This is a genomic window from Hymenobacter sp. BT730 (assembly GCF_030542105.1).
Classification (GTDB): domain Bacteria; phylum Bacteroidota; class Bacteroidia; order Cytophagales; family Hymenobacteraceae; genus Hymenobacter.
Map to the genome: position 1 here is coordinate 1547340 of NZ_JAUOFB010000001.1, position 20225 is coordinate 1567564.

Annotated in this window: 13 protein-coding genes; 4 read left to right on the plus strand and 9 right to left on the minus strand. The window is 56.2% G+C overall.

Features of this window, described 5'->3' with window-relative positions:
* Positions 1-101: 101 nt before the first annotated feature.
* Together yidC and pyrG are read right to left on the minus strand one after the other, a co-directional pair.
* A complete protein-coding gene (gene yidC, locus Q4G72_RS06685) occupies positions 102-1925 on the minus strand; it encodes a membrane protein insertase YidC (protein ID WP_303310624.1) in 1824 nt (607 codons plus the stop codon).
* 273 nt (positions 1926-2198) lie between these two features.
* Complete coding sequence (pyrG, locus tag Q4G72_RS06690; RefSeq protein ID WP_303310625.1) at positions 2199-3842, minus strand: CTP synthase; 1644 nt, start codon at positions 3840-3842, stop codon at positions 2199-2201.
* A gap of 366 nt (positions 3843-4208) precedes the next feature.
* Between pyrG and Q4G72_RS06695 the strand changes: the two genes are divergently transcribed.
* Entirely contained in the window at positions 4209-5564 is a 1356-nt protein-coding gene (locus tag Q4G72_RS06695) for a D-alanyl-D-alanine carboxypeptidase/D-alanyl-D-alanine-endopeptidase (RefSeq protein ID WP_303310626.1), read from the plus strand.
* Between the two features lie 66 nt (positions 5565-5630).
* Here Q4G72_RS06695 and Q4G72_RS06700 read toward each other — a convergent pair whose 3' ends face one another.
* Positions 5631-8369, minus strand: coding sequence for a S8 family peptidase (locus Q4G72_RS06700; protein ID WP_303310627.1), 2739 nt, complete (start codon positions 8367-8369; stop codon positions 5631-5633).
* 1011 nt (positions 8370-9380) lie between these two features.
* Complete coding sequence (gene serA / locus Q4G72_RS06705; protein ID WP_303310628.1) at positions 9381-11282, minus strand: phosphoglycerate dehydrogenase; 1902 nt, start codon at positions 11280-11282, stop codon at positions 9381-9383.
* A gap of 136 nt (positions 11283-11418) precedes the next feature.
* On the opposite strand from serA, the gene Q4G72_RS06710 reads away from it, so the two are divergent.
* On the plus strand, positions 11419-12120 hold the full coding sequence (locus tag Q4G72_RS06710) for an outer membrane beta-barrel protein (RefSeq protein WP_303310629.1): 702 nt from the start codon (positions 11419-11421) through the stop codon (positions 12118-12120).
* A gap of 180 nt (positions 12121-12300) precedes the next feature.
* Here the strand turns inward: Q4G72_RS06710 and gloA2 are convergent, their stop codons facing one another.
* The gene (gene gloA2 / locus Q4G72_RS06715; protein WP_303310630.1) at positions 12301-12690 is read right to left on the minus strand and encodes an SMU1112c/YaeR family gloxylase I-like metalloprotein; all 390 of its coding nucleotides are present in this window, start codon (positions 12688-12690) and stop codon (positions 12301-12303) included.
* Positions 12691-12951: 261 nt separating this feature from the next.
* Here gloA2 and Q4G72_RS06720 point away from each other — a divergent pair, with 261 nt between their 5' ends.
* Together Q4G72_RS06720 and Q4G72_RS06725 are read left to right on the plus strand one after the other, a co-directional pair.
* Positions 12952-15099 (plus strand): FUSC family membrane protein, encoded by a 2148-nt coding sequence (locus Q4G72_RS06720; RefSeq protein ID WP_303310631.1) that lies wholly within the window; start codon positions 12952-12954, stop codon positions 15097-15099.
* A gap of 196 nt (positions 15100-15295) precedes the next feature.
* Entirely contained in the window at positions 15296-16063 is a 768-nt protein-coding gene (locus Q4G72_RS06725; protein ID WP_303310632.1) for a manganese catalase family protein, read from the plus strand.
* Between the two features lie 112 nt (positions 16064-16175).
* Here Q4G72_RS06725 and Q4G72_RS06730 read toward each other — a convergent pair whose 3' ends face one another.
* The 4 genes from Q4G72_RS06730 to Q4G72_RS06745 all read right to left on the minus strand — a co-directional run bounded on the left by Q4G72_RS06730 (position 16176) and on the right by Q4G72_RS06745 (position 20158).
* On the minus strand, positions 16176-17126 hold the full coding sequence (locus Q4G72_RS06730; protein ID WP_303310633.1) for an aldo/keto reductase: 951 nt from the start codon (positions 17124-17126) through the stop codon (positions 16176-16178).
* 63 nt (positions 17127-17189) lie between these two features.
* Positions 17190-18635 carry an alpha-amylase family glycosyl hydrolase gene (locus tag Q4G72_RS06735; RefSeq protein ID WP_303310634.1) on the minus strand — a complete coding sequence of 482 codons (1446 nt, stop codon included), beginning with the start codon at positions 18633-18635 and terminating at the stop codon, positions 17190-17192.
* Between the two features lie 124 nt (positions 18636-18759).
* Positions 18760-19170 (minus strand): DUF983 domain-containing protein, encoded by a 411-nt coding sequence (locus Q4G72_RS06740; protein WP_303310635.1) that lies wholly within the window; start codon positions 19168-19170, stop codon positions 18760-18762.
* Positions 19171-19261: 91 nt separating this feature from the next.
* The gene (locus Q4G72_RS06745) at positions 19262-20158 is read right to left on the minus strand and encodes an AraC family transcriptional regulator (protein WP_303310636.1); all 897 of its coding nucleotides are present in this window, start codon (positions 20156-20158) and stop codon (positions 19262-19264) included.
* Between the last annotated feature and the right edge of the window lie 67 nt (positions 20159-20225).

The following is a 20225-nucleotide window of genomic DNA, read 5'->3' on the forward strand; positions in this document are numbered from 1 at the left end:
TGGAAGAGAGAAGGGTACTAGTGCGTAACAAGGAGCCGAAAATAAAAATGCCTTTCCGCGCATCGGCAGAAAGGCATTTTACTTAGCGGGAAGCGCTGGTGTTACTTTTTCTTCTTGCTTTCCTTGCGGGCATCCGACTCCCGCTCCTGCGTGGCCTTCATGGCCTCGGCCAGGCGGGCCTGGAAGCCGCTGGGCTTTTTGTCTTTGTTCTTCACCTTGTTGGCCTCCAGCTGCTGCCGAATCTTGGAGTCGTCTACAAAGCGGCGGGTAATGGCCTGCTGCGCGAAGGTGACGATGTTCGACATGAAGTAGTACCAGGTAAGACCAGCCGAGAAGCTGTTCAGCACAAACATGAAAATCAGCGGCATCAGGTAGCTGTACATTTTCATGGGGCCCTGCATGGCCGTGTTCATCTGGTTGCTCTGCCACGTCATCAGCAGCGTGGAAAGCGTCATCAGCAAGGTAAACATGCTCACATGGTCGCCGTACCATTTCACGTAGAACGGAAGCTTGATGAACACGTCATAGGTGCTCAGGTCCTTGGCCCATAGGAAAGGCTGCTGGCGCAGCTCAATGGCGTTGGGGAAGAACTGGAACATGGCAAACAGAATCGGAATCGTCAGCAGCATGGGCACGCAGCCACTGAGCGGCGAAACGCCCATGCTCTGGTACAGCTTCATCGTTTCCGACTGCTGCTTTACCTGGTCATCGGCGTACTTTTCCTTGATCTGGTCAATCTCCGGCTTCAGCACTTTCATGCGCGCCTGCGACACGTAGGTTTTGTAGGTCAAAGGCCAGGTCACCAGCTTAATCAGCACCACCAGAATGGCAATGATAATACCGTAGGAGCTGATGAACTGCTCCAGCACGTGGAACACGGGCAGCACCACAAAGCGGTTTACCCAGCGGAACAAGCCCCAGCCCAGGTAGACGTTCCGGTCGAAGCCGGGCGCTACGTCTTTCAGCAGGCTGAAGGAGTTAGGACCGAAGAAGAACCGGAGCTGCGCCTTGCCCTGCTGCACATCGGCGGCGGGAATGGTAAGCGTGGTGCTGAGCGTTTTGATGAAAGTGGAATCCGCCAGATTCACGTTCGACACAAACTTACCGGTGGCGAAGGTGGAGTTGGCAATGATACCGGCTACAAAGAAGTCGTGTTTGTGCGCGGCCCACTTCAGCGGTTCGTTCACCACAATTTCTTCCGGCTTCTCGCTGGCCTCGGCCAGGGCGCCGTGGTCGTCGTTGGCCAGATAGTGGTTAATGGTGGAGTGGTTGCGGTTTTGCTGCTTGTCCTGCTCGGTCTGGCGCACGTTATCCACGAAGGTGAATGTTACGGGCTGCTGCGCTACCACCGTGTTCAGACCATTCAGGCGCAGGTCGTAGCCTACCTCATAGCTGTTATCGAACAGCGTATAGAGTTGCTGAACGGTGCCGCCGGCCACGCTGGCCGTGAAAGCCAACTGCTGGCCTTTCTTATTGTCTACCGTTACCGCCTGCACTTGCGTGGGCTGGAAATACAGGTCCGAGAACTTCACCGTGCGTCCGTCGTTGGTGCGCAGGCTCAGGTCCATCTGGGCGCTCTGCTTATCAAACAGGAACAGCGGCTGCCCAAAGAAGGTCTTATACTCGTTCAGACGAACCGCTTCAATCCGGCCACCTTTCGTAGAGAAAGTCATGGCCAGACGGTCGTTCTTCAGCTCTACCTGCTGGGCAGTGCCCTGAGCAGCGGCGGCAAAAGCGCCCAAAGTGCGCACGGCAGTAGCCGAATCCAGCGGGGCGCTTATCGTACTATCGGCTGCTACTTTGGCTGAAGCAGTAGTAGCGGCTTTTTCGGCAACTGGCTCCTTCGGCGTAGGCCTGAAGAAAAACAGGTAGGCGAGGAGCATGGCCGAAATTAAAAACAGGCCGGTTGCTTGATTTCTATCCATTTAGGAAGAGGTGAGGGCAAAAAAAGAGTTGCAGAAGGAAAAGCCGCCCGACAAAAGCCCGGCAATGCGGCCACAAAGGTCGCAGTTATCGGTGAATATTCAGTTGTGATATATCAGATGCCAAGAGGCTTTGGCTGGATATCCCAAAATAAGGGTGGAGCGCACCAGGTGCAGGTGAAAGAAATAACGAAGGGGCTCCCCTCAGGAAGCCCCTTGTATAGCGGCCGGCTTTCATTTTGAAGAGCCAAAAGCTGATATCACTTCAAGCAAATATTACCCTTTGTGATACTGAATAGCCGCCTTTACAAAGCGCACAAACAGCGGGTGCGGGTTCTGCACGGTGCTTTTCAGCTCCGGGTGAAACTGCCCGCCCACAAACCACGGGTGGTTGTTAAGCTCTACCACTTCCACCAGGCCAGTGTCGGGGTTGATGCCCGAGGCCAGCATGCCGGCCTGCTCAAACTGCTGCAGGTACTCGTTGTTGAACTCATAACGGTGGCGGTGCCGCTCACTGATGTGGTTGCGGGCGTAGGCTTTGGCGGCTTTGGAGCCCTTGCGCAGCTCGCAGTCATAAGCCCCCAGGCGCATGGTACCGCCCTTTTGGGTAATGCTTTTCTGCTCCTCCATCATGGCAATGACGGGGTTGGCCGTGTGCGGATCCATTTCCGTGGAGGAAGCATCTTTCAGCCCCAGCACGTTGCGGGCAAACTCTACCACGGCGCACTGCATGCCCAGGCAAATACCGAAGAACGGAATGCCGTTTTCGCGCACATACTTAATGGCCGCTACTTTGCCCTCGAAGCCCCGCTCACCAAAGCCCGGCGCTACCAGCACGCCATCTACGCCGTGCAGCAGCTGGGCTACGTTCTCGGCGTTGATATTCTCCGACTGAATGCTGCGTACGGTAACCTTGCACTCGTTCTGAGCGCCGGCGTGCACAAAGGATTCGTTGATGGACTTGTAGGCATCGGGAAGCTCCACGTATTTGCCAACCAGTGCAATAGTAACTTCCTCGGTGGGGTTTTTCAGGCGGCCCAGGAAGTCTTTCCAGGCTTCCAGATCGGGGAGGGCAGTGCCGCCCGTCAGCTTCATTTTCTTGATAACCCGGTCGTCGAGCTGCTCTTTCAGCATGAGCAACGGCACCGAGTAGATGCTGTCTGCGTCCAGGCTCTCGATAACCGAGTTGATTTTAACGTTGCAGAACAACGCAATTTTGCGGCGCATTTCGGCCGGAATCGGGTACTCCGAGCGGCACACCAGAATATCGGGCTGCAAGCCCGCTTCACGCAAGTCACGCACGGAGTGCTGGGTGGGCTTGGTTTTCAACTCACCGGCCGCTTTCAGGTAGGGCAGGAGGGTAAGGTGAATGACCAGTGAATCATTCGGCGGCAATTCCCAGCGCAGCTGGCGCACCGCTTCCACAAACGGCAGGCTCTCAATGTCGCCAATACAGCCCCCGATTTCGGTGATGACTACGTCGAACTTATCGTCCTGACCCAGCAGCAGCATGCGCCGCTTAATCTCATCGGTGATGTGCGGTACTACTTGCACGGTCTTGCCCAGGTAGGCACCTTCGCGCTCCTTGCTGATGACGTGGTTGTAGATGCGCCCCGTGGTTACGTTGTTGGCCTGGGAGGTGGGCACGTTCAGAAAACGCTCGTAGTGGCCCAGGTCCAGATCAGTCTCAGCGCCGTCGTCGGTCACGTAGCATTCCCCGTGTTCGTAGGGGTTCAGCGTGCCGGGGTCGATGTTGATATAGGGGTCGAACTTTTGGATGGTGACACGGAAGCCGCGGGCTTGCAGCAGCTTAGCCAGGGAGGCTGAGATGATACCTTTGCCCAGCGAGGAGGTCACTCCTCCGGTTACGAAAATGAACTTGGCCGTTGCAGCCGTGGGGGGGAGAATTCGGTCTGGCATAACGGGAAACAAAGGTAGGGAATAAGTTGAAGGCCGACGGACCGGAAACACATTTGCCCGAAAAAACACCTTCATCTGGTTTGACTAACAGGGTAGGGGAGGCTTCTGGTGGGAGGTAGCAACTGGCTATTCAGACCAGCAGTATCAGCCCTAATTCAAGTCATCTATCCACTGTAAAAAGCGCTGAGAATCAATATAAAAGTAGATTAGAAAAAATAATTGATATCTTAAGTATCTGACTAACAGAAGTAAAAGATATCATTGTGAAATAAATGCTTGACATTATATTAAAGTATTGCTTTAATTAGGTGCTATTACTTCACATGTAATCAGCGCTGAAAGCAAAATTGCAGGCGCAACTAGCCTATGCGCCGTAAGCTCTACTTCCTGTTACTTCTTTTAGGCTTTGGTATGGCTTTTCAAGCCAGGGCCAACGATGAGAAAGAGGCAGCCGAAATGGCGCTTTTCGGTAATAAGGGCCCGCATTGGCTGTATAAGCTGGTGGCGCACTCGCCAGTCCTCAAGCAGCACCAGGTGGGCCTGAGCATTACCGATGCTGCTACCGGGGAGCGAGTCTTCGGCTACCGCGACGAAGAATACTTTGTGCCGGCCAGTACCATGAAGCTGTTCAGCCTGTATGCTGGCCTGCACCTGCTGGGTGATTCCCTGCCCAGCCTGCGCTACGTAGTGCGCCAGGACTCTCTCATCTTCTGGGGCACCGGCGACCCAACCCTCCTGCACGGCGACGTCCCCTCCCGCGCAGCCTTTCAATTCCTGCAGCGCCGCCCCGAGAAGCTGTTTTATGCCCAGATTCCCTGCGTAGAGCCCTTCGGCCCCGGCTGGAGCTGGGACGACTACAACTACTATTACCAGCCCGAGCGCGGACCCTTTCCCATTTACGGCCACACGGTGCGCTTCTACGCCCGTGCCGGCAAAGCTCAGCCCTTGGTGCTGCCTCAGGTATTCACGGCCAGCGTAGAGCCCGCCCCCTCCGGCTACCTCAACAGCTATGACCATGTGCGGCGGGCCGCACTGGAAAACCGGTTCTACGTCATGCCCATCCAGAAAAATTGGGTGGATGAAACGCCCTTCCGCACCAGCCCGGCCCTGCTGATGACTCTGCTGCAGGATACCCTGCATCGGCCTATACTGCCGGCTCCGTGGCAGCCGCGCGCCCAGGAGCAGGTACACACCGTAGCCGGCCTGCCCGTCGATTCGCTGTACCGCCGCATGATTCAAGTAAGCGACAATTTCCTGGCCGAGCAGCTGCTGCTCATGTGCTCCAGCCGCCTGGGTCCCGATTCCCTGAATACTGCCCGCACCATCCGCATCATGAAGCAGCGTTACCTCTCTGACTTGCCCGATGCACCCGTGTGGGTAGATGGCTCCGGCCTCTCCCGCCAGAACCTCATCACCCCCCGGGACATGACCGTGCTGCTGCTGAAGCTGCACCAGGAAGTGCCCGAGCAGCGCCTGCTGAGCCTGCTGGCCGCCGGAGGCGGGCACGGCACGCTCCGCCGCCTCTACCACGACCAGCGCGGCCCCTGGGTGTGGGGTAAAACCGGCACCCTTTCCAACACCCACAACCTCGCCGGCTACCTGCGCACTAAAAAAGGCCGCTTACTTGCCTTCAGCTTTATGAATAATAACCACGTAGCAGAAACCGGCGCTATCCGGCAGGAAATGCAGAAGGTGCTGGCCCAGGTGCGGGAGCGGATGTAGTGGAATATGAAGGCATAAAAAAAGCCCAGCTAGACTAGCTGGGCTTTTTTTATGGTGGTTTGATGATTACCGGATGATCATTCGCTTAGATGAAACGGTATTTCCGGTTTTAACGGTGAACATATAAGTGCCCCGCGCCAAGCGGCTACCATCAAAGGCGACGCGGTGGCTGCCGGCCTTTTGCGGCTGAGCTACCAGTGTTTGCACCTTCCGACCCAGTACGTTGTACACTTCTACCGTTACGTAGCCATCCTGCGGCATAGCGTAGCTAATGGTCGTGGTGCCCGAAAATGGGTTAGGATAAGCGGCGGGCTCCTCGTTCAGGCGGGTAGTCAGCGCATCAGTAGCTGTGCGGCTGGCCTGAGTGGCAGACTGCGCTACTGGTTGGGTTACCGCATCCCACTGCGGGAACGTGCGGGTTACGATAACCGCGAAATCAGCCCGGGTTACATTCTGGGTGGGTTTAAAGGTAGCGTGCAGCGTAGGCAGCAAGTCGAAGGTGCCCTGCGTGACGGTGAAGTACGCATTGATAAGGCCCAGTTCCAATGCCACGCTTACATAGCCTTCCATCCCGGCCGTAATTTTAGCAGCATCATCCACCGGAATATCCTTCCCATCTACTTTCACGGTTACGGCTTTGCCGGTGCGCTCTACGGCATACTGCTGCAAGCCCAGGCCCTGTACCAAGGCATAAGCCAGGGTGGTGCGGTCTACAGTGCCCGTGGGCGAGAATTTACCGGTAGCTGTAGGCAACATGAGGCCATTGAACTCATGGAACCGGTCGCGCAGCGCTGCCCCTTTAGCCGATACGGCTTCGGCCAGCAATACCTCATTGCCTGTCACGTCAGAATAGGTAACCGCGCCGGTGGTGGGGAAGTACTGGCGCACAGCCTGGCCCATCAGCAGGTAATCAGCTAGTTGAATGCGCTTCAGCAAATCGTTGGGCTTATAGCCGCCCACAACCCCATCTACCAGACGGGCGCCTACGGCCATTTTAATGGCCGCTTCGGCAGGATGGCCGGCTATATCGCCCAGACCGGTGGTGCCGGTTGCTCTGGTTTGCGTGATTTTGCCCGACACGGTTTCAGGCAGCGCCACACCGTTCAGGCCGTCTACTTTCAGCGTCCAGGTGCCGGCCATGGGCGAGGCCACGGCTACGCTTCTATCCGAATACAAGGCAAAAGCTACCGGAATGCCTGAGCGATACTCAGTGCCGTTAGGAGAAAGCAGAATCAGGTTCAGGGAATTGCCGGTCTGGCCGGAAACTCCGCCGGCAATGATTTTAGCTTCCAGGCTGTTGGTGCCGGCAGCTACCGAAAACGTCATCTGGTTGGTAGCCGTCAGCAGCGGGTTGTAATTGATGCTGACCGCCTGCGAAGTGGTTTCTGTGGTGACGGTGCTGTTGAAGGTACGGGTAGCATTGACCGTGGCGCCGAAGTTAGAGGAGCGAAAAATCTTGTCTATGGCGGCATAGGCATTCACGTAGCCGGCTCCCACCTCCCACGACTCACGGTTGGGCATGTTGGTGGCAGTTTTCTCCACAATCTCGCGCACTTGGGCCGGGGAGAGGGAGGGTTGCGCTTCCAGCATCAGAGCCACTACACCCGCCATGTGAGGCGTAGCCATGGAAGTGCCACTCATGTGCGTGTAGAAGGGCACGTAAGCCGGATCAAGCAGCTCTGCATCCTGTTGCGCACTCAGGGAAGCTACGGGCGCCACAGCGCGGGTAGAAACTACATCTACGCCAGGGGCTACAATGGTAGGCTTGTTAGCATACATCCAGGTTTCACCATCCATAGTAAATGTGCCGCCTTCGCCTTTCACGCCCCGGGAGGAGAAATCGGCCAGCTTGCCGTACCGGTCGCCGGCGCCTACGGAAATTACCCAGGGCGCAATGGCGTAAGGGTTATGGGTATCAGCACCTGGGCCTTCATTGCCAGCGGCAAATACTACCACCATGCCCCGGTCATAAGCCTTTTTGGAAGCTACGTTGATGGGGGCGGTGGGGTCGAAGGCTCCGCTGGAACCGTAGGAATTGCTGATGACGCGGATGTTGTACTGGTACTGGTGCGTGAGTGCATAGTCGAAACCGCCTATGGCATCGAGTACCAGCAGGGCGCCGCCAGAGCCGTAGCCCAGGAGGCTGGCGCCGGGCGCTACGCCTTCGTACTTACCGCCGGAGCGCATGCCATTGCCGCCGACCGTGCCGGCGCAGTGCGTGCCATGGCCAGAGTTGGTATCGGTATTTGGAACGCCCTCTACATACGTCACGGGCAGCATGGCATCGTAGGCATTCAGGTTAGTGCTGCCCAGCGTGTTCTGCACCAGGTGCGTGCCTAGCTTGATGTCCTCGTGGGTGCCATCTACGCCGCTGTCGTTAATTAACACACCAATGCCTTTGCCGGAAACTGGCAGGCCATTGTTGCGGGCAGTAATGGTTTTGTCGGCGCGCAGGCGCTTTACGCCGGTCAGATTCGTGTCGTCGTAGTTGAAATAGCTGAGCTTTTTGTTGAGATACAGAGACTTTACTGCCGGGTTTTTGGAAAGCGCATCTACCTGGGCGGCCGTGGCCAGCACACCGGCAATGGGCAATGCCCGAAAGGTGAGGCCTTTGGTGATGCCCAACTGTTGGAGCACGCTAAGCTGGGCAAGTTTAGGGGCGCCATCCCCCTGAAAGGTAACTACTACCTGCGCAACGGGGCTGTTTTTCAACGCCGCTCGCAAATCTGGATCAACTACACCTTGGGCAAACAAACCTCTACCGGAAAGGCAGAGCATCACGAGAACTGCTAAATGTTTTTTCATTAAGGGTTTGTGATTGGGGTGAAAAATGGGTGGTGCAGAGGTGCGGAGGAACACCCCTGCCTGAGCAAAGCAACATGCTTTTATACATCCCGAAGGCTGAAAAAAGCAGAGTAGCGCTAGGAGGTAGCGCTAACTGCAGACTCTTACGCACCCTTATTATTCACCGGTTTTCACGACCATAACCCGAAAATAATTTTAAATACAGGAAAGATTTTCCTGAAATGTGACACAGATTTTTATTGTTTTTGTTGAAGCGAATCTTCTTAAATATTAAAATATGTCTGAATGAATATTTATAATAATTAATATTATGATTGTTGTCATTATCAAATATTTATAGTGTCTGATAGGCGTTGTAGTCAGGTGTTATTTCTTTCACTGCCATCTGGTTTTTATGTCAAAAACCTTAAAAACATTTTTTGCTTAAATGATACAATATCTGTCGATAAGCATGTGTGAGATGCCTATTGGTAGCTCGTTATAGCTTTAACCAGGATTTTAGGGAGGGCTGGTATCCTGGTTCGCTTGCTGACACCAGCATAAGTGAAGCGTAGTTGTAGTATTTGTTTACAGATGAGGGGTAGACAAAAAAAGGCCGATAACGGCCTTTTTTGCTTAAACGGGGACAACCCTGCTACTGGTCTTGGCTTCGGCTTTTGGAGAATTTGAGCCTTGGGAGAGGTGGTATTCTCCTGACTCTTGAGGGCAAGGCAAAAGAATCCACTACAGTATATACCCTGCTTGGCTGCTCAACCCTACATCAAGAATGACGCGCCACCCCGGTGGATCATATATGCCATAGGTGAGCTGCAATCTATCATACTGGGCCAAGGCGCTGCAGACCTTTGTCTAGAGGTAATTTCTGCGGTGTGTTAGCTGCCTCTGCGGAGTTAGCAGACGCCTCCCGCGTAGAATAGTCCCGCTTTGGAGAGCCGCTAGCTATTAGCCTGGACAGCAGCATTCCACCAAGTATTTGCCTGAAATCTTACATCAGCTTCAGGTGAACTCGCCTTAGTACAGCACCCGAAACTTAATGGTGTGCTCCACTTTGCGCAGCTCGCCAATTACTTCCTGCTCATATTCCTTGTCGATATCGGTAATTACATAACCGATGTGCTCGTTAGTCTTGAGGTATTGGCCGAGGATGTTCACAGAATGGGCCGCCAGCACGTTATTGATGCGGGCCAGCACGCCGGGCACGTTGTGGTGAATGTGAATGAGGCGGTGGGCCTGCTGTACTGGCAGCTGAATGTTAGGAAAGTTGACGCTCTGCTGGGTGTTGCCGGTATTCACGTATTGCATCAGGCGCTCGGGCACAAACTCAGCAATGTTGCGCTGGGCCTCGGCAGTGCTGCCGCCAATGTGGGGCGTAAGCAGCACATTGGGCAGGCCACGCAGCTCACTCTCGAAAGTTTCGTGGTTGGTTTTGGGCTCGTAGGGGAAAACGTCTACGGCTGCGCCGCCCAGGTGACCTGAGCGGATTGCATCGGCCAGGGCGGGCACATCTACTACGTGGCCGCGGGCATTGTTAAGAAAGATGGTGCCGGGCTTCATGAGGGCAAACTCCCGGGCGCCGATGAGGTTGGTGTTTTCCGGGCGACCATCCACGTGCATAGTCACAATGTCGGCCTGTTGCAGCAGCTCGTCCAGGGTGCGGCACTTCACGGCGTTGCCCAGTTGCAGCTTTTCGGCAATATCAAAGTAAAGCACCTGCATACCCACGGCCTCTGCCACCACGGATAGCTGTGCCCCGATGTTGCCGTAGCCGATGATGCCCAGCTTCTTGCCCCGAATTTCGAACGAGCCTTTCGCCGACTTATCCCACTCGCCCTCATGCATTTTAGGGTTCTTTTCCGGGATGCGGCGGGCCAGCACAATGATTTCGCCCAGGGCCAGCTCTACCACAGAGCGGGTATTAGAGAAGGGGGCGTTGAACACAGCTACCCCCTTTGTCATGCACTCGGTCAGGGCTATCTGGTTGGTGCCGATGCAGAAGGCACCAATAGCTATAAGGCGGTTGGCAGCTTCCAGCACGCGGGGTGTTACCTGCGTTTTGGAGCGGATTCCCAGAATACTTACCCCATCAATACGCTCCACCAGTTCGTCTTCATCAAGGCCGCCGGGTACCAAATCTACCTGGTAGCCTTCCTGTCGGAACAGCTCGGCCGCCCGCGGGTCAGGATTTTCAAGGAGCAGGACCTTAATGCGGTTTTTGGGGTAGGAGAGGGTCATCGGAAGTTTATTCTGGTAGAGAAATTCGTCGAAAGAGGGAAGCACTTCATCGGCACGGGACACCACGGCCTCACGGCTGACATTTTCCGTGAAGGCGTAGAAGCGGTTGGCCAGGCCGGCTTCCCGAATCTGGTAGTCAGTGTAGCCGTCGCCGAGCACGTACACGTCGCCCTCCAGGTCCAGCTGGCGCAGCTGCAGGATTTTGCCGCCGTTCTGGCTGAGCACGTTGTCGGCGTCGAAGCCCGTGATGCGGCCTTCCGCGTCGAAAGTGAAGGTGTTGGCGAGCACGAAATCGGGCCCGATGCCAAACTCGGCGACTACCGGCTCAATAAATTCCCGAAAGCCGCTGCTGACCACATAAATGCGCCCGGCAAACTGGTGGAAAAACGCCTGGTTGCGCTGAATGCTTTCGGAAACCAGCCCTTTCAGCCTTTCTACCAACTGCCCAATGTGCTCGCGCCGGGCGGGCAGCAGGGCCAGCCGCCGCTGCAACGACTCTGAAAAGCTAAGGCTGCCGCTCATGCCCTGGTCCGTTAAAGCCCGGATTTCGCCCACTATCTTTTCCCGCTCCGGGCTACCCTGCAGGGCAATATCGGCCAGCTCGTCCAGCCCTTCTACCTGAGTAAAAGTGCTGTCGAAGTCAATAATAAGATAGGGAAGCGGTTGGTGTGGTACAGGCATAATGGCGACAAGGTAGAATGGAACAGACAATAAGCCGCAGGCCAGGCCGGTGGATGTTGTTCATTCAGCGAAAACAAGCCGGTACCTTGTGCAACGGATCAGCCGCTAACCGTCTCCTGCTAAAAACAGATTTTGTATGAAGATACTTTCCCTCTTAATGCCGCTCTGTGCGCTGCCGCTACTAACCCAGGCGCAGCAAACGGAATATTCGGTACATCTGAACTCCGGTGTAGCGGCTTTCCGGGGAGCCTCGGCCGAGCCTACTTCGTTTGTGAATTTGAGTGACACCAGTCCCGGAAACACTTATACCAATAATCCCTACGGTAGCCGCTGGGGCTGGTCATACGGAGCCGCGGTGCAAGGCCAGCACGTGGGTAAACGGGGGCTGCTGCTTGGGGCGCAACTAAGCTACGATAATCTGCGCCCGGCCACCCGCCTGAACGGGGCGTACGCCTTTGGTACCCAAAATTACGCAGTAGAGGGCCGCACAAACCTGGAAAACCAGTTTATTGGCTTATATCCCTACATAGGGCAGCGGTTGCGGCTGGGTCAGGTGGCCTTGGATATCACCGTAGGCGCAGAAATAGCGCGGCAGCTTTCTTGCTGGGAGAAAGGCCGATTTACTCTTAATGGACAAGCCCAGAAAATAGAAGTAGAGCGTAGCCATGAGCCTTGGGACAAACGGCTGCGGGCCGGCATAACTCTTAGTCGGGGGAGCGTTAGCCTTACAGCCGGCTACTCTTATGGCCTGACTAATTATAAAACAGGCTGGGTAGGCGGCGTAAACGAAGCATATATACAAGCCATTCGACTGGGTGTGGCTTATAAGGTTCACTAATCTAGTTGGTTACAGTAGTTAGTGAAGTAGGTAGAAACGAGTAACTCCGTTGATACCTACTCGTATATTCTGAAGCATACCATGCAAGCCTACCTGGAAGCTTCATGTAGCCAGGTAGATGCTACAACGCCCCGGCCAAATGACCGGGGCGTTGTTTTTAGCAGCAACTGAATAAGAGTATTAGACCTCATAAAACTCCAGCGGCAGCCCATCAGGGTCCTGGATAAAAGTGAAGCGCCGCCCCGTGAATTCATCCACCCGGATGGGCTCCGAGGCAACATTGTGGGCATGCAGTCCTTGGATGGTAGCTTCCAGATCATCCACCGCAAAGGCCAGATGGCGCAGGCCCGTGGCCTCGGGGCGCGTGGGCCGCGGTGGGGGAGTAGGAAAAGAGAAGAGCTCGATGATATAATTGCCGCCCAGAGCCAGGTCCAGCTTCCAGGAGTCCCGCTCTGCCCGGTATACCTCCCGTATGACAGCCAGGCCCAGTACCTCCGTGTAAAACCGCTTGGATACGGCATAATCTGAGCAGATTATGGCAATGTGGTGAACGTGCAGCAGCTTCAGCATAGCGGAAAAAGGGAAAAAGCCCTGCAATATCCGCGAAAATCACCTTCTATATGTACCGCCCGCAGGCCCGTGGCTTACCTCTGGTGGCCGGTTCCTACCCGGCATAAGCCGCTCATTTCTACAAAAGAGTTGCTGACAAGGCAGCGGGAATCTGTTATCGTTGCGTTGATTTGCTACGTAGGAGTTGCGTATTTGACAACCACGGCTGCTGCGCCCTTTGTATGCTTCCCCTCTGCCGCTCATACCGGCCATTCTCTGCTGATGACATTTGACACCCGCCGCCTTCAGTTTTTCCTCTTCGGGCAGGACGTAGCCGATGGCCTCCGCATCACGCTGCTGGTCCTCATTCCCAGCCTTGTCTGCGCTTACCTGAACCAAATGGAAGCCGGGTTTATTCTGGCGCTGGGGGCGCTTAGCGTGAGTGTGACCGATATTCCGGGACCCACACTGCACAAGCGCAATGGTATGCTGGCCTGTGTGCTGTGTATGCTGATTATGGCCTTGGTCACGGGCTTTGCCCGCCTGAATGTGTACGTGCTGGGAGCCGAAATCCTGCTGGCCAGCTTCTGTTTCACCATGCTGATGGTGTACGGCAACCGGGCTGCCGCCGTGGGAACCGCTGCCTTGCTGGTGATGATTCTGATGATGGACCAGCCTCTCACGCCCCCCCAGGTGCTGCAGTATGCGGCGCTGGTATCGGGGGGCGGACTGTGGTACACCGCCGCCAGCCTGCTTACCCGGCAGGTACGGCCCTACCGCCCCGTAGAGCGTGCCCTGGGTGAGTGTATTCACGCCATTGCCAAGTTTCTGGAGCTGAAGGCGGATTTCTATGAGCCGCAGAAAGACCTGAATGTAGCCTACCGTACTTTGCTGGCTCAACAAGTGGTGGTAAGTGAAAGGCAGGATGCTATGCGGCAACTCCTGTTCAAAAGCCGTCAGTTGGTAGAGGATTCTACCGGCGTGGGGCGCGCTCTGATGTTCGCCTTTGTAGAAGCCGTGGACTTGTATGAGCAGATTACGGCTACCTATTATGACTATGCTGCCCTGCGCCAGCGCTTCGGGGCCACTGGCCTGCTGCCTGATATGGCCCGTTTGATCCGGCAGATGGCCGCCGAGCTGGATGCCATTGGCCTGGCCATTCATGCCAGACGCCCCTACTCTAAACGGCCCGACTGGACAGCCGAGCTGGACCAGCTGAAAGCCCGTATTGATGCCGTGGGCGAGCAGGCACCCGGTATAAGCATGCTCATGCTAAAAAAGGTGCTGGTGAACTTTCGCAACATGCAACAGCAGCTCCAGGCCCTGGTGCAGTACTTCGACCCCGCTTCCCCCACCCGCCGCCGGGATGTAGGACCCGTGGAGTATCGGCGGTTTGTGGGGCGGGAAAACCTCTCGCCGGCATTGCTGCTGAGCAACCTCACCGTGAAATCCTCGGTGTTCCGGCACGCCGTGCGCATGGGGCTGGCCTGCCTGTTTGGCTTTGTGGTGGCCAAGTGGGTGGCTTTCGGGCATCACAGCTACTGGATTGTGATGACCTGCGCCTTCATGCTCAAGCCCGGCTTCAGCCTGACCAAAGAGCGCAACTACCAGCGCGTGCTGGGCACTATTGGGGGCGGTGTGCTGGGCGTGCTGCTGCTATGGCTGATAACCGAGCCCACCCTGCGCTTTCTGCTGATGGTGCTGCTGATGATTGGTACTTACAGCTTTCAGCGCCGCAACTATGTGGTTTCGGTGTTTCTGATGACGCCTTTCCTGCTGATTATGTTCACTTTCCTGGGGCTGGGATTTCTACCGCTGCTGAAGGAGCGGGTGCTGGATACCCTCATTGGGTGCGCCATTGCCGTGGCCGCTGGCTATCTGCTGTTTCCTACCTGGGAGGCCAACCAGCTCCGCCAGTTCATGCGCGACGTGGTGGAGGCCAACCTGCGCTACCTGCAGCAGCTGGCCGACCGGCTGGCGGGGCGCCCGCTGCAGCTCACCGAGTATAAGCTGGTGCGCAAAGCAGTATACATCAGCTCGGCTAACCTGTCAGCGGCGTTTCAGCGCATGCTATCCGAGCCGGAAAGCAAGCGGCAGCACAGCGAAGAAGTACAGCAGTTTGTGGTTCTTAATCATATCCTGTCCTCTAACATAGCTACTCTGGGCGCTACGCTCACCAGTCAGCCCGGCGCTAAGGTGCCGCCGGAACAGCAGCGCCCTCTAGGCCAGGCCATGGCGGCCCTGGCCACCAGCCTGCGCCGTCTGGACCCAGCTACGGCTGTCCCCCCCATCGAAGCCGCCTCTCCCGAAACCGCCACGCCACCGTCTGGCACGCGCACCGCCGATGATCAGGTGCTCACCGAGCAGTTGGCCTTCATCCGCCAGCTGAGTCAGGATATCAGCAAAGTGACAGAGGCAGCGCTGGCCTGACCAAAAGTTACTGGCCCTACCCAAGACAGGGGCATTCTGGTACTCCCGATAGAAATTTGAATTATCTAAATATTACACCTCTACGATGCTGGAAACATAATTTGGGCCTCAGCTCAGAAAGCCTGCCAAGCCAGAAACAGCGGTGGAAAACGGGGCGTACACCCTCCTTTATCTTTCACCCTTTAAGCTGGTAGTTATGTATCACCACGTGAAGAAGCTAATGTATACGGTTCGGGTAGGTACCCCCGATCCACGATTTGGCAATATGCTGCTGGAGCAGTTTGGCGGCGCCAATGGCGAGCTGGCCGCGGCCATGCAATACACCATTCAGGGACTAAACTGCGACGACCCCGGCCGCAAGGATTTGCTCATGGATATTGGCACCGAGGAGCTCAGCCATCTGGAAATTATCGGCACCCTGGCCCGCCTGCACCTCAAACCCACCAAAGAATCCCGGGAGCTGGCCGAAGCCGACCCGCTGGTTGCCATTGCCGGTGGGGGCGGGGTTAACCTCTTCAACTCCCAGGGCAACCCCTGGACTGCCGACTACCTTAAAATTACGGGCGAGCTGGATGTAGACCTGCGCAGCAACATTGCTGCCGAGGCCCGCGCCAAAATCGTGTATGAGCGGCTGATTAATTTCTGTGACGATGCCGGCACCAAAGATGCCCTGCAGTTCCTGATGACCCGTGAAATCACCCACATGAAATCCTTTATGCTGGCCCTCGACAGCATGGGCAAAGACCCGCTGGAAGTAGGCCTGCTGGCGCCCACCCCCGGTGTGGTGGATAAATATTTCAACGCCTCTACCGGCACCGGCCAAAACGGGGACCGGGACTTGCGCGGCCCCTGGAATGAGGAAGCTTTCTTCAACTTCGTGGAGTCGCCGATGAAGCCTGCCAAGATGGAGGATCAGGTAACGCAAAAAGATATTGCGCAGGAAATCCATAAGGCCGTGCGGTAATTCGCTGGCCAGCTAATCCAAATTAGGACAACCACAAAAGGCCTCCCAAAGTACCTATTTAAGCTTTGGGAGGCCTTTCTCTATTGATTAATGCCTGGTGGATAAACCGGATTTAGGCGCTGGCACTATTCAAAATAGCCAGATCATCAGCAGATAAGCGCAGATGCAAGGCAGGTAGCAGCTCCTCTATCTGGGCTACGCTGGTGGCGCTGGCTATGGGCGCCGTAAGGCCGGGCTGGGCCATAATCCAGGCCAGGGCTATCTGGGCAGGCGTAGCCTGATGGCGGGCGGCCACGGTATCCAGCCCAGTCAGAATACGCAGGCCTTTTTCGTTGAGGTATTTCTGTCCTACGCCACCACCACGGGGGCTTTTCTGCAGGTCGGCTTCGGTGCGGTACTTGCCCGTCAGAAAACCGGAAGCCAGACCATAGTAAGGAATTACCCCAATTTGCTCCTCGCGGCAGAGCGGCAGCAGCTCCTGCTCAAAAGCGGCCCGATCATACAAATTATACAGCGGCTGCAGGCTCTGGTAGCGCGGAAAACCGTGGGCCTCACTGGCCTTCAGCGATTCGCGCAGCCGCTCCGCCGTGAAGTTGGAAGCCCCAATGGCTCGTACTTTGCCTTCTTTTACCAGCTGGGCATAGGCTTCCAGGGTTTCCTCTACCGGCACGGTTGGATCGTCTTTGTGCGACTGATACAAGTCGATGTAGTCGGTTTGCAGCCGCTTGAGGGAGCCTTCTACAGCCCGCAAGATGTAGTTTTTGGCGAGGCCTTTGTTTTCGGCATTCACCTCCCAGCCTACTTTGGTGGCAATGACCACTTCGTCGCGGCGGCCGCGCTGCTTTAGCCACTTGCCAATTACGGTTTCTGACTCGCCACCCACATGGCCCGGCACCCATACGGAGTACCCGTCGGCGGTGTCAATGGCATTGCCGCCACCGCCTACAAAAGCGTCCAGCACCTGAAAGGAAGTAGCTTCATCGGCCGTCCAGCCGAAGACGTTGCCGCCCAGCACCAGCGGGGCAATATGCAGGCCTGAGCGGCCCAGTTCACGGTATTGCATTCGATAATTAGTTAATAGGGTAAAGCCTCTAAACCCGCTAGAGAAGCTCCACAGTGGGCAATACTACCACAGTCCATTGCGGGGTGGGTCGGGTAGTCGCTCATATACGTGGTAGCCGTAGGGTGGTAACAGCACCTTCGAGCCTGACCCCAGCCGCAGTACCTGGCCGCTGAACAGCTCCCGGTATACGCCCGGGCCCAGGGTGGCCAGCGCCAGCTGATGGGGCTGGGCGTCCATGTTTACAGCGGTGAGTACACCTGACTTGCCTTTACGACGCAGAAAGGCATAGGTGCCCTCTGGGGAAGTCAGGCGCGTAAACTGGCTACATGGGTCGCCGTTGCGCAGAGCTGGATGACGCTTTTTCAACTGCAGCAGCTTACTATAGAAGTCCTGTAGCGGGTAGCCATTCCAGGGGATAGTGTCTTTATCAAAGAAGCGCAGCCGTTTTTTCAGGGCCGCCTCCTGGCCGCTATACACCATTGGAATGCCCGGCAGCAGCGCCGTTAGCACGGCCTGCGGCAAGGCATTCTTCCCCAGCCGCTCATACTCTGTGCCATCCCAGCTGTTGATGTCGTGGCTGCTGGTGAAGTACATCAGATAGGTGTTGGCCGGGTAGCGGGTGCGCTCTACCTGGCGGTACTTATCCAGAGCAGCTATTGGCTGCTGGCCCCGGCTGATGCTATCCAGTAGGTAGCGCATACGCAGGGCGTAGGTAGCATCGAAAGCTTTTTCCAGCATGCCGGTGTTGGGGTTGAACTCGCCTTTTTTCAGGAAGGGTGGGTCGTGCAGCTCGTCCCATTCCGCCAGCATAAACACCGGCTTTTGCTTTTCCAACTCCTGCCGGGTGTGGTTCCAGAAATCCATGGGCACCAGGCCCGCTACGTCGCAGCGGAAGCCGTCCAGGTCGGCCTCGCGCACCCAGAAAGCCATGCTTTCCGTCATGTAGCGGCGTAGTTCTGGCTTGGAGAAATCAAGGTCGATAACGTCCTGCCAGTCAGAAACGGGCGTTACAAACTGGCCTTTGGGACCTTTGGTAAACCATTCGGGGTGCTCTTTCGCCAGCTTGCTGTCCCAGCTGGTGTGGTTAGCCACCCAGTCCAGAATAACATGCATGCCCCGCTTGTGGGCTTCCGCCACCAGGTGCCGGAGGTCGTCCATGGTGCCAAACTCCGGGTTGACGGCCCGATAATCCTGAATGGAATACTGACTGCCCAGCGTGCCTTTGCGGTTGAGCTGGCCGATGGGCTGCACCGGCATCAGCCACAAAATGCCCACGCCCATTTGCTGCAGGCGGGGCAGGTGGGCTTCAAATGCCCGGAAAGTGCCCTCCGGCGTGTATTGGCGGACGTTTACCTCATAAATACTGGCCGAATCGGCCCAGGCTGGGTGCTTAATAGTGTACTGCGGCGGTGCGGCCGGTGCGCAGTCGGTTTCAGAAGTAGAAGAGGAGTTGCAGGCTGCAAGCAAGCTCAGCAGGCCCACCAGCAGCGGCAGACGAAAGGTGACCATGCGGGAAATTATCAGTTTTCGCGCAGTACCGAAGTGTGTTAGACGAAATACATAAAACTGCTTACCCCAGCCCAATGCTGTTTCGGCAGCTTCGGACTGGGGTAAAGCAGTACGCAAAAGCAGGTTACCGGCTCTTGGAGGTACTCCCTGTAGGCGTAAAATGCGGGTCGTAGTGCACGCCGCCAAACAAATACAACATAAGGGCGCGGGAGTAGCGCAAAGAGAAAGGCATCAATAGCACCGTGACTACGGCCACGGCTAAAATGTACACCCACACGTCGGGGTCGTTGAGCAGGTGGTACACCAGAAAGCCCACAACCAGCATAATGCCCGTGGAGAAAGCAAAGCTGATAAACATAGCGCCCCAATAAAACCCGGGCTCCGGCTCATAGCGCAGCCCACACACCGGGCAGGCCTCGGGCATATCGGCGTATTTAGTAAGGTGTAGTGCGCTGTGGGTAAATAAGGGCCCGGTATGGCAGCGTGGGCATTTTTGTGCCAACAAGGCCAGAGGCGTAGATTCTATCTTCTGCATGAATAGCGGTGCGCAAGCGCATTGAACAATACAAAACTACTACGATAGAAGGGGGCTGGTAAGATGCATTTACGGGTTTGTCTGGTACAAATCAATGCCCGCTGTTTGCCTGGTCTTTCAGCTCAGCCTTCCGGTATTGCTCCGGAGTACGCGCGGCGTGTTTGCGGAAATAGCGCCCGAAGTAAGAAGCATCTTCAAAACCCAGGGCATCGGCTATCTGGGCCACGGTTTGGGTAGAGTGCGTAAGCAGGCGCTGCGCCTCCAGCACCACCCGCTCCTGAATGAGCATGCTGGCCGTTTTACCCAAATGCCGTCGGCAAAGAGCATTTAAATGATTAGGGCTCACGTGCAGCCTGTCGGCATAATCCTGCACCGTGCGGGACTGACGAAAATGCTGGTTGAGCTGCAGCCCGAATTCCCGCAAAAGCTGCAGGCTATGCGGATGCTCGTCGGAACCGGGAGCCGCAACTTCAGGGTAATGGCGGGCGGCCAGCTCCAGGAAAATATGGAGGTAAGACCGTATGATATCCTCCTGCTGGGCAGCCGGGGTGGCAGCTTCCCGCCACATTTTTTCTACAAGGGGGCGCAGCTCGTTTTCCTCCCTGGTCAGGTACAACACCGGTGGGAATTGCGGATTGAAAAACGGGTACTCAAAAAGCCGGCTGCCGGGGTAGCGGAACAGGTAAAAATCGGGGGTGAAAAAGATGATGTAGCCCTGTGCATCCGAGGAAAGCTGCCAGTGATGCACCTGCCCGGGCGTCATAAAAAATACACTGCCCGGCTTGAGGTCATACGTCACCAGATCAATAGTATGGGTGCCGTGACCCGTCGTGACGTAAAGCAGCAGGTAGAAACTGTGGGTATGCGGCGTGCTCACCCCGGGGAAGTTGGCCAGGTGCCGGTCCAGGCGCTCCAGGTAGTATGCCCGCCGGGCGGGGCGCTGTGGAAACGAATCAAGGGCCAGAACCGGTACGCCGGGGTTTTTCATAAGCAGGAGGGAGGCACCGCAACCGCAGAGCCAAGCAGATCAGCAGACCGGAAAGAAACAAACAATC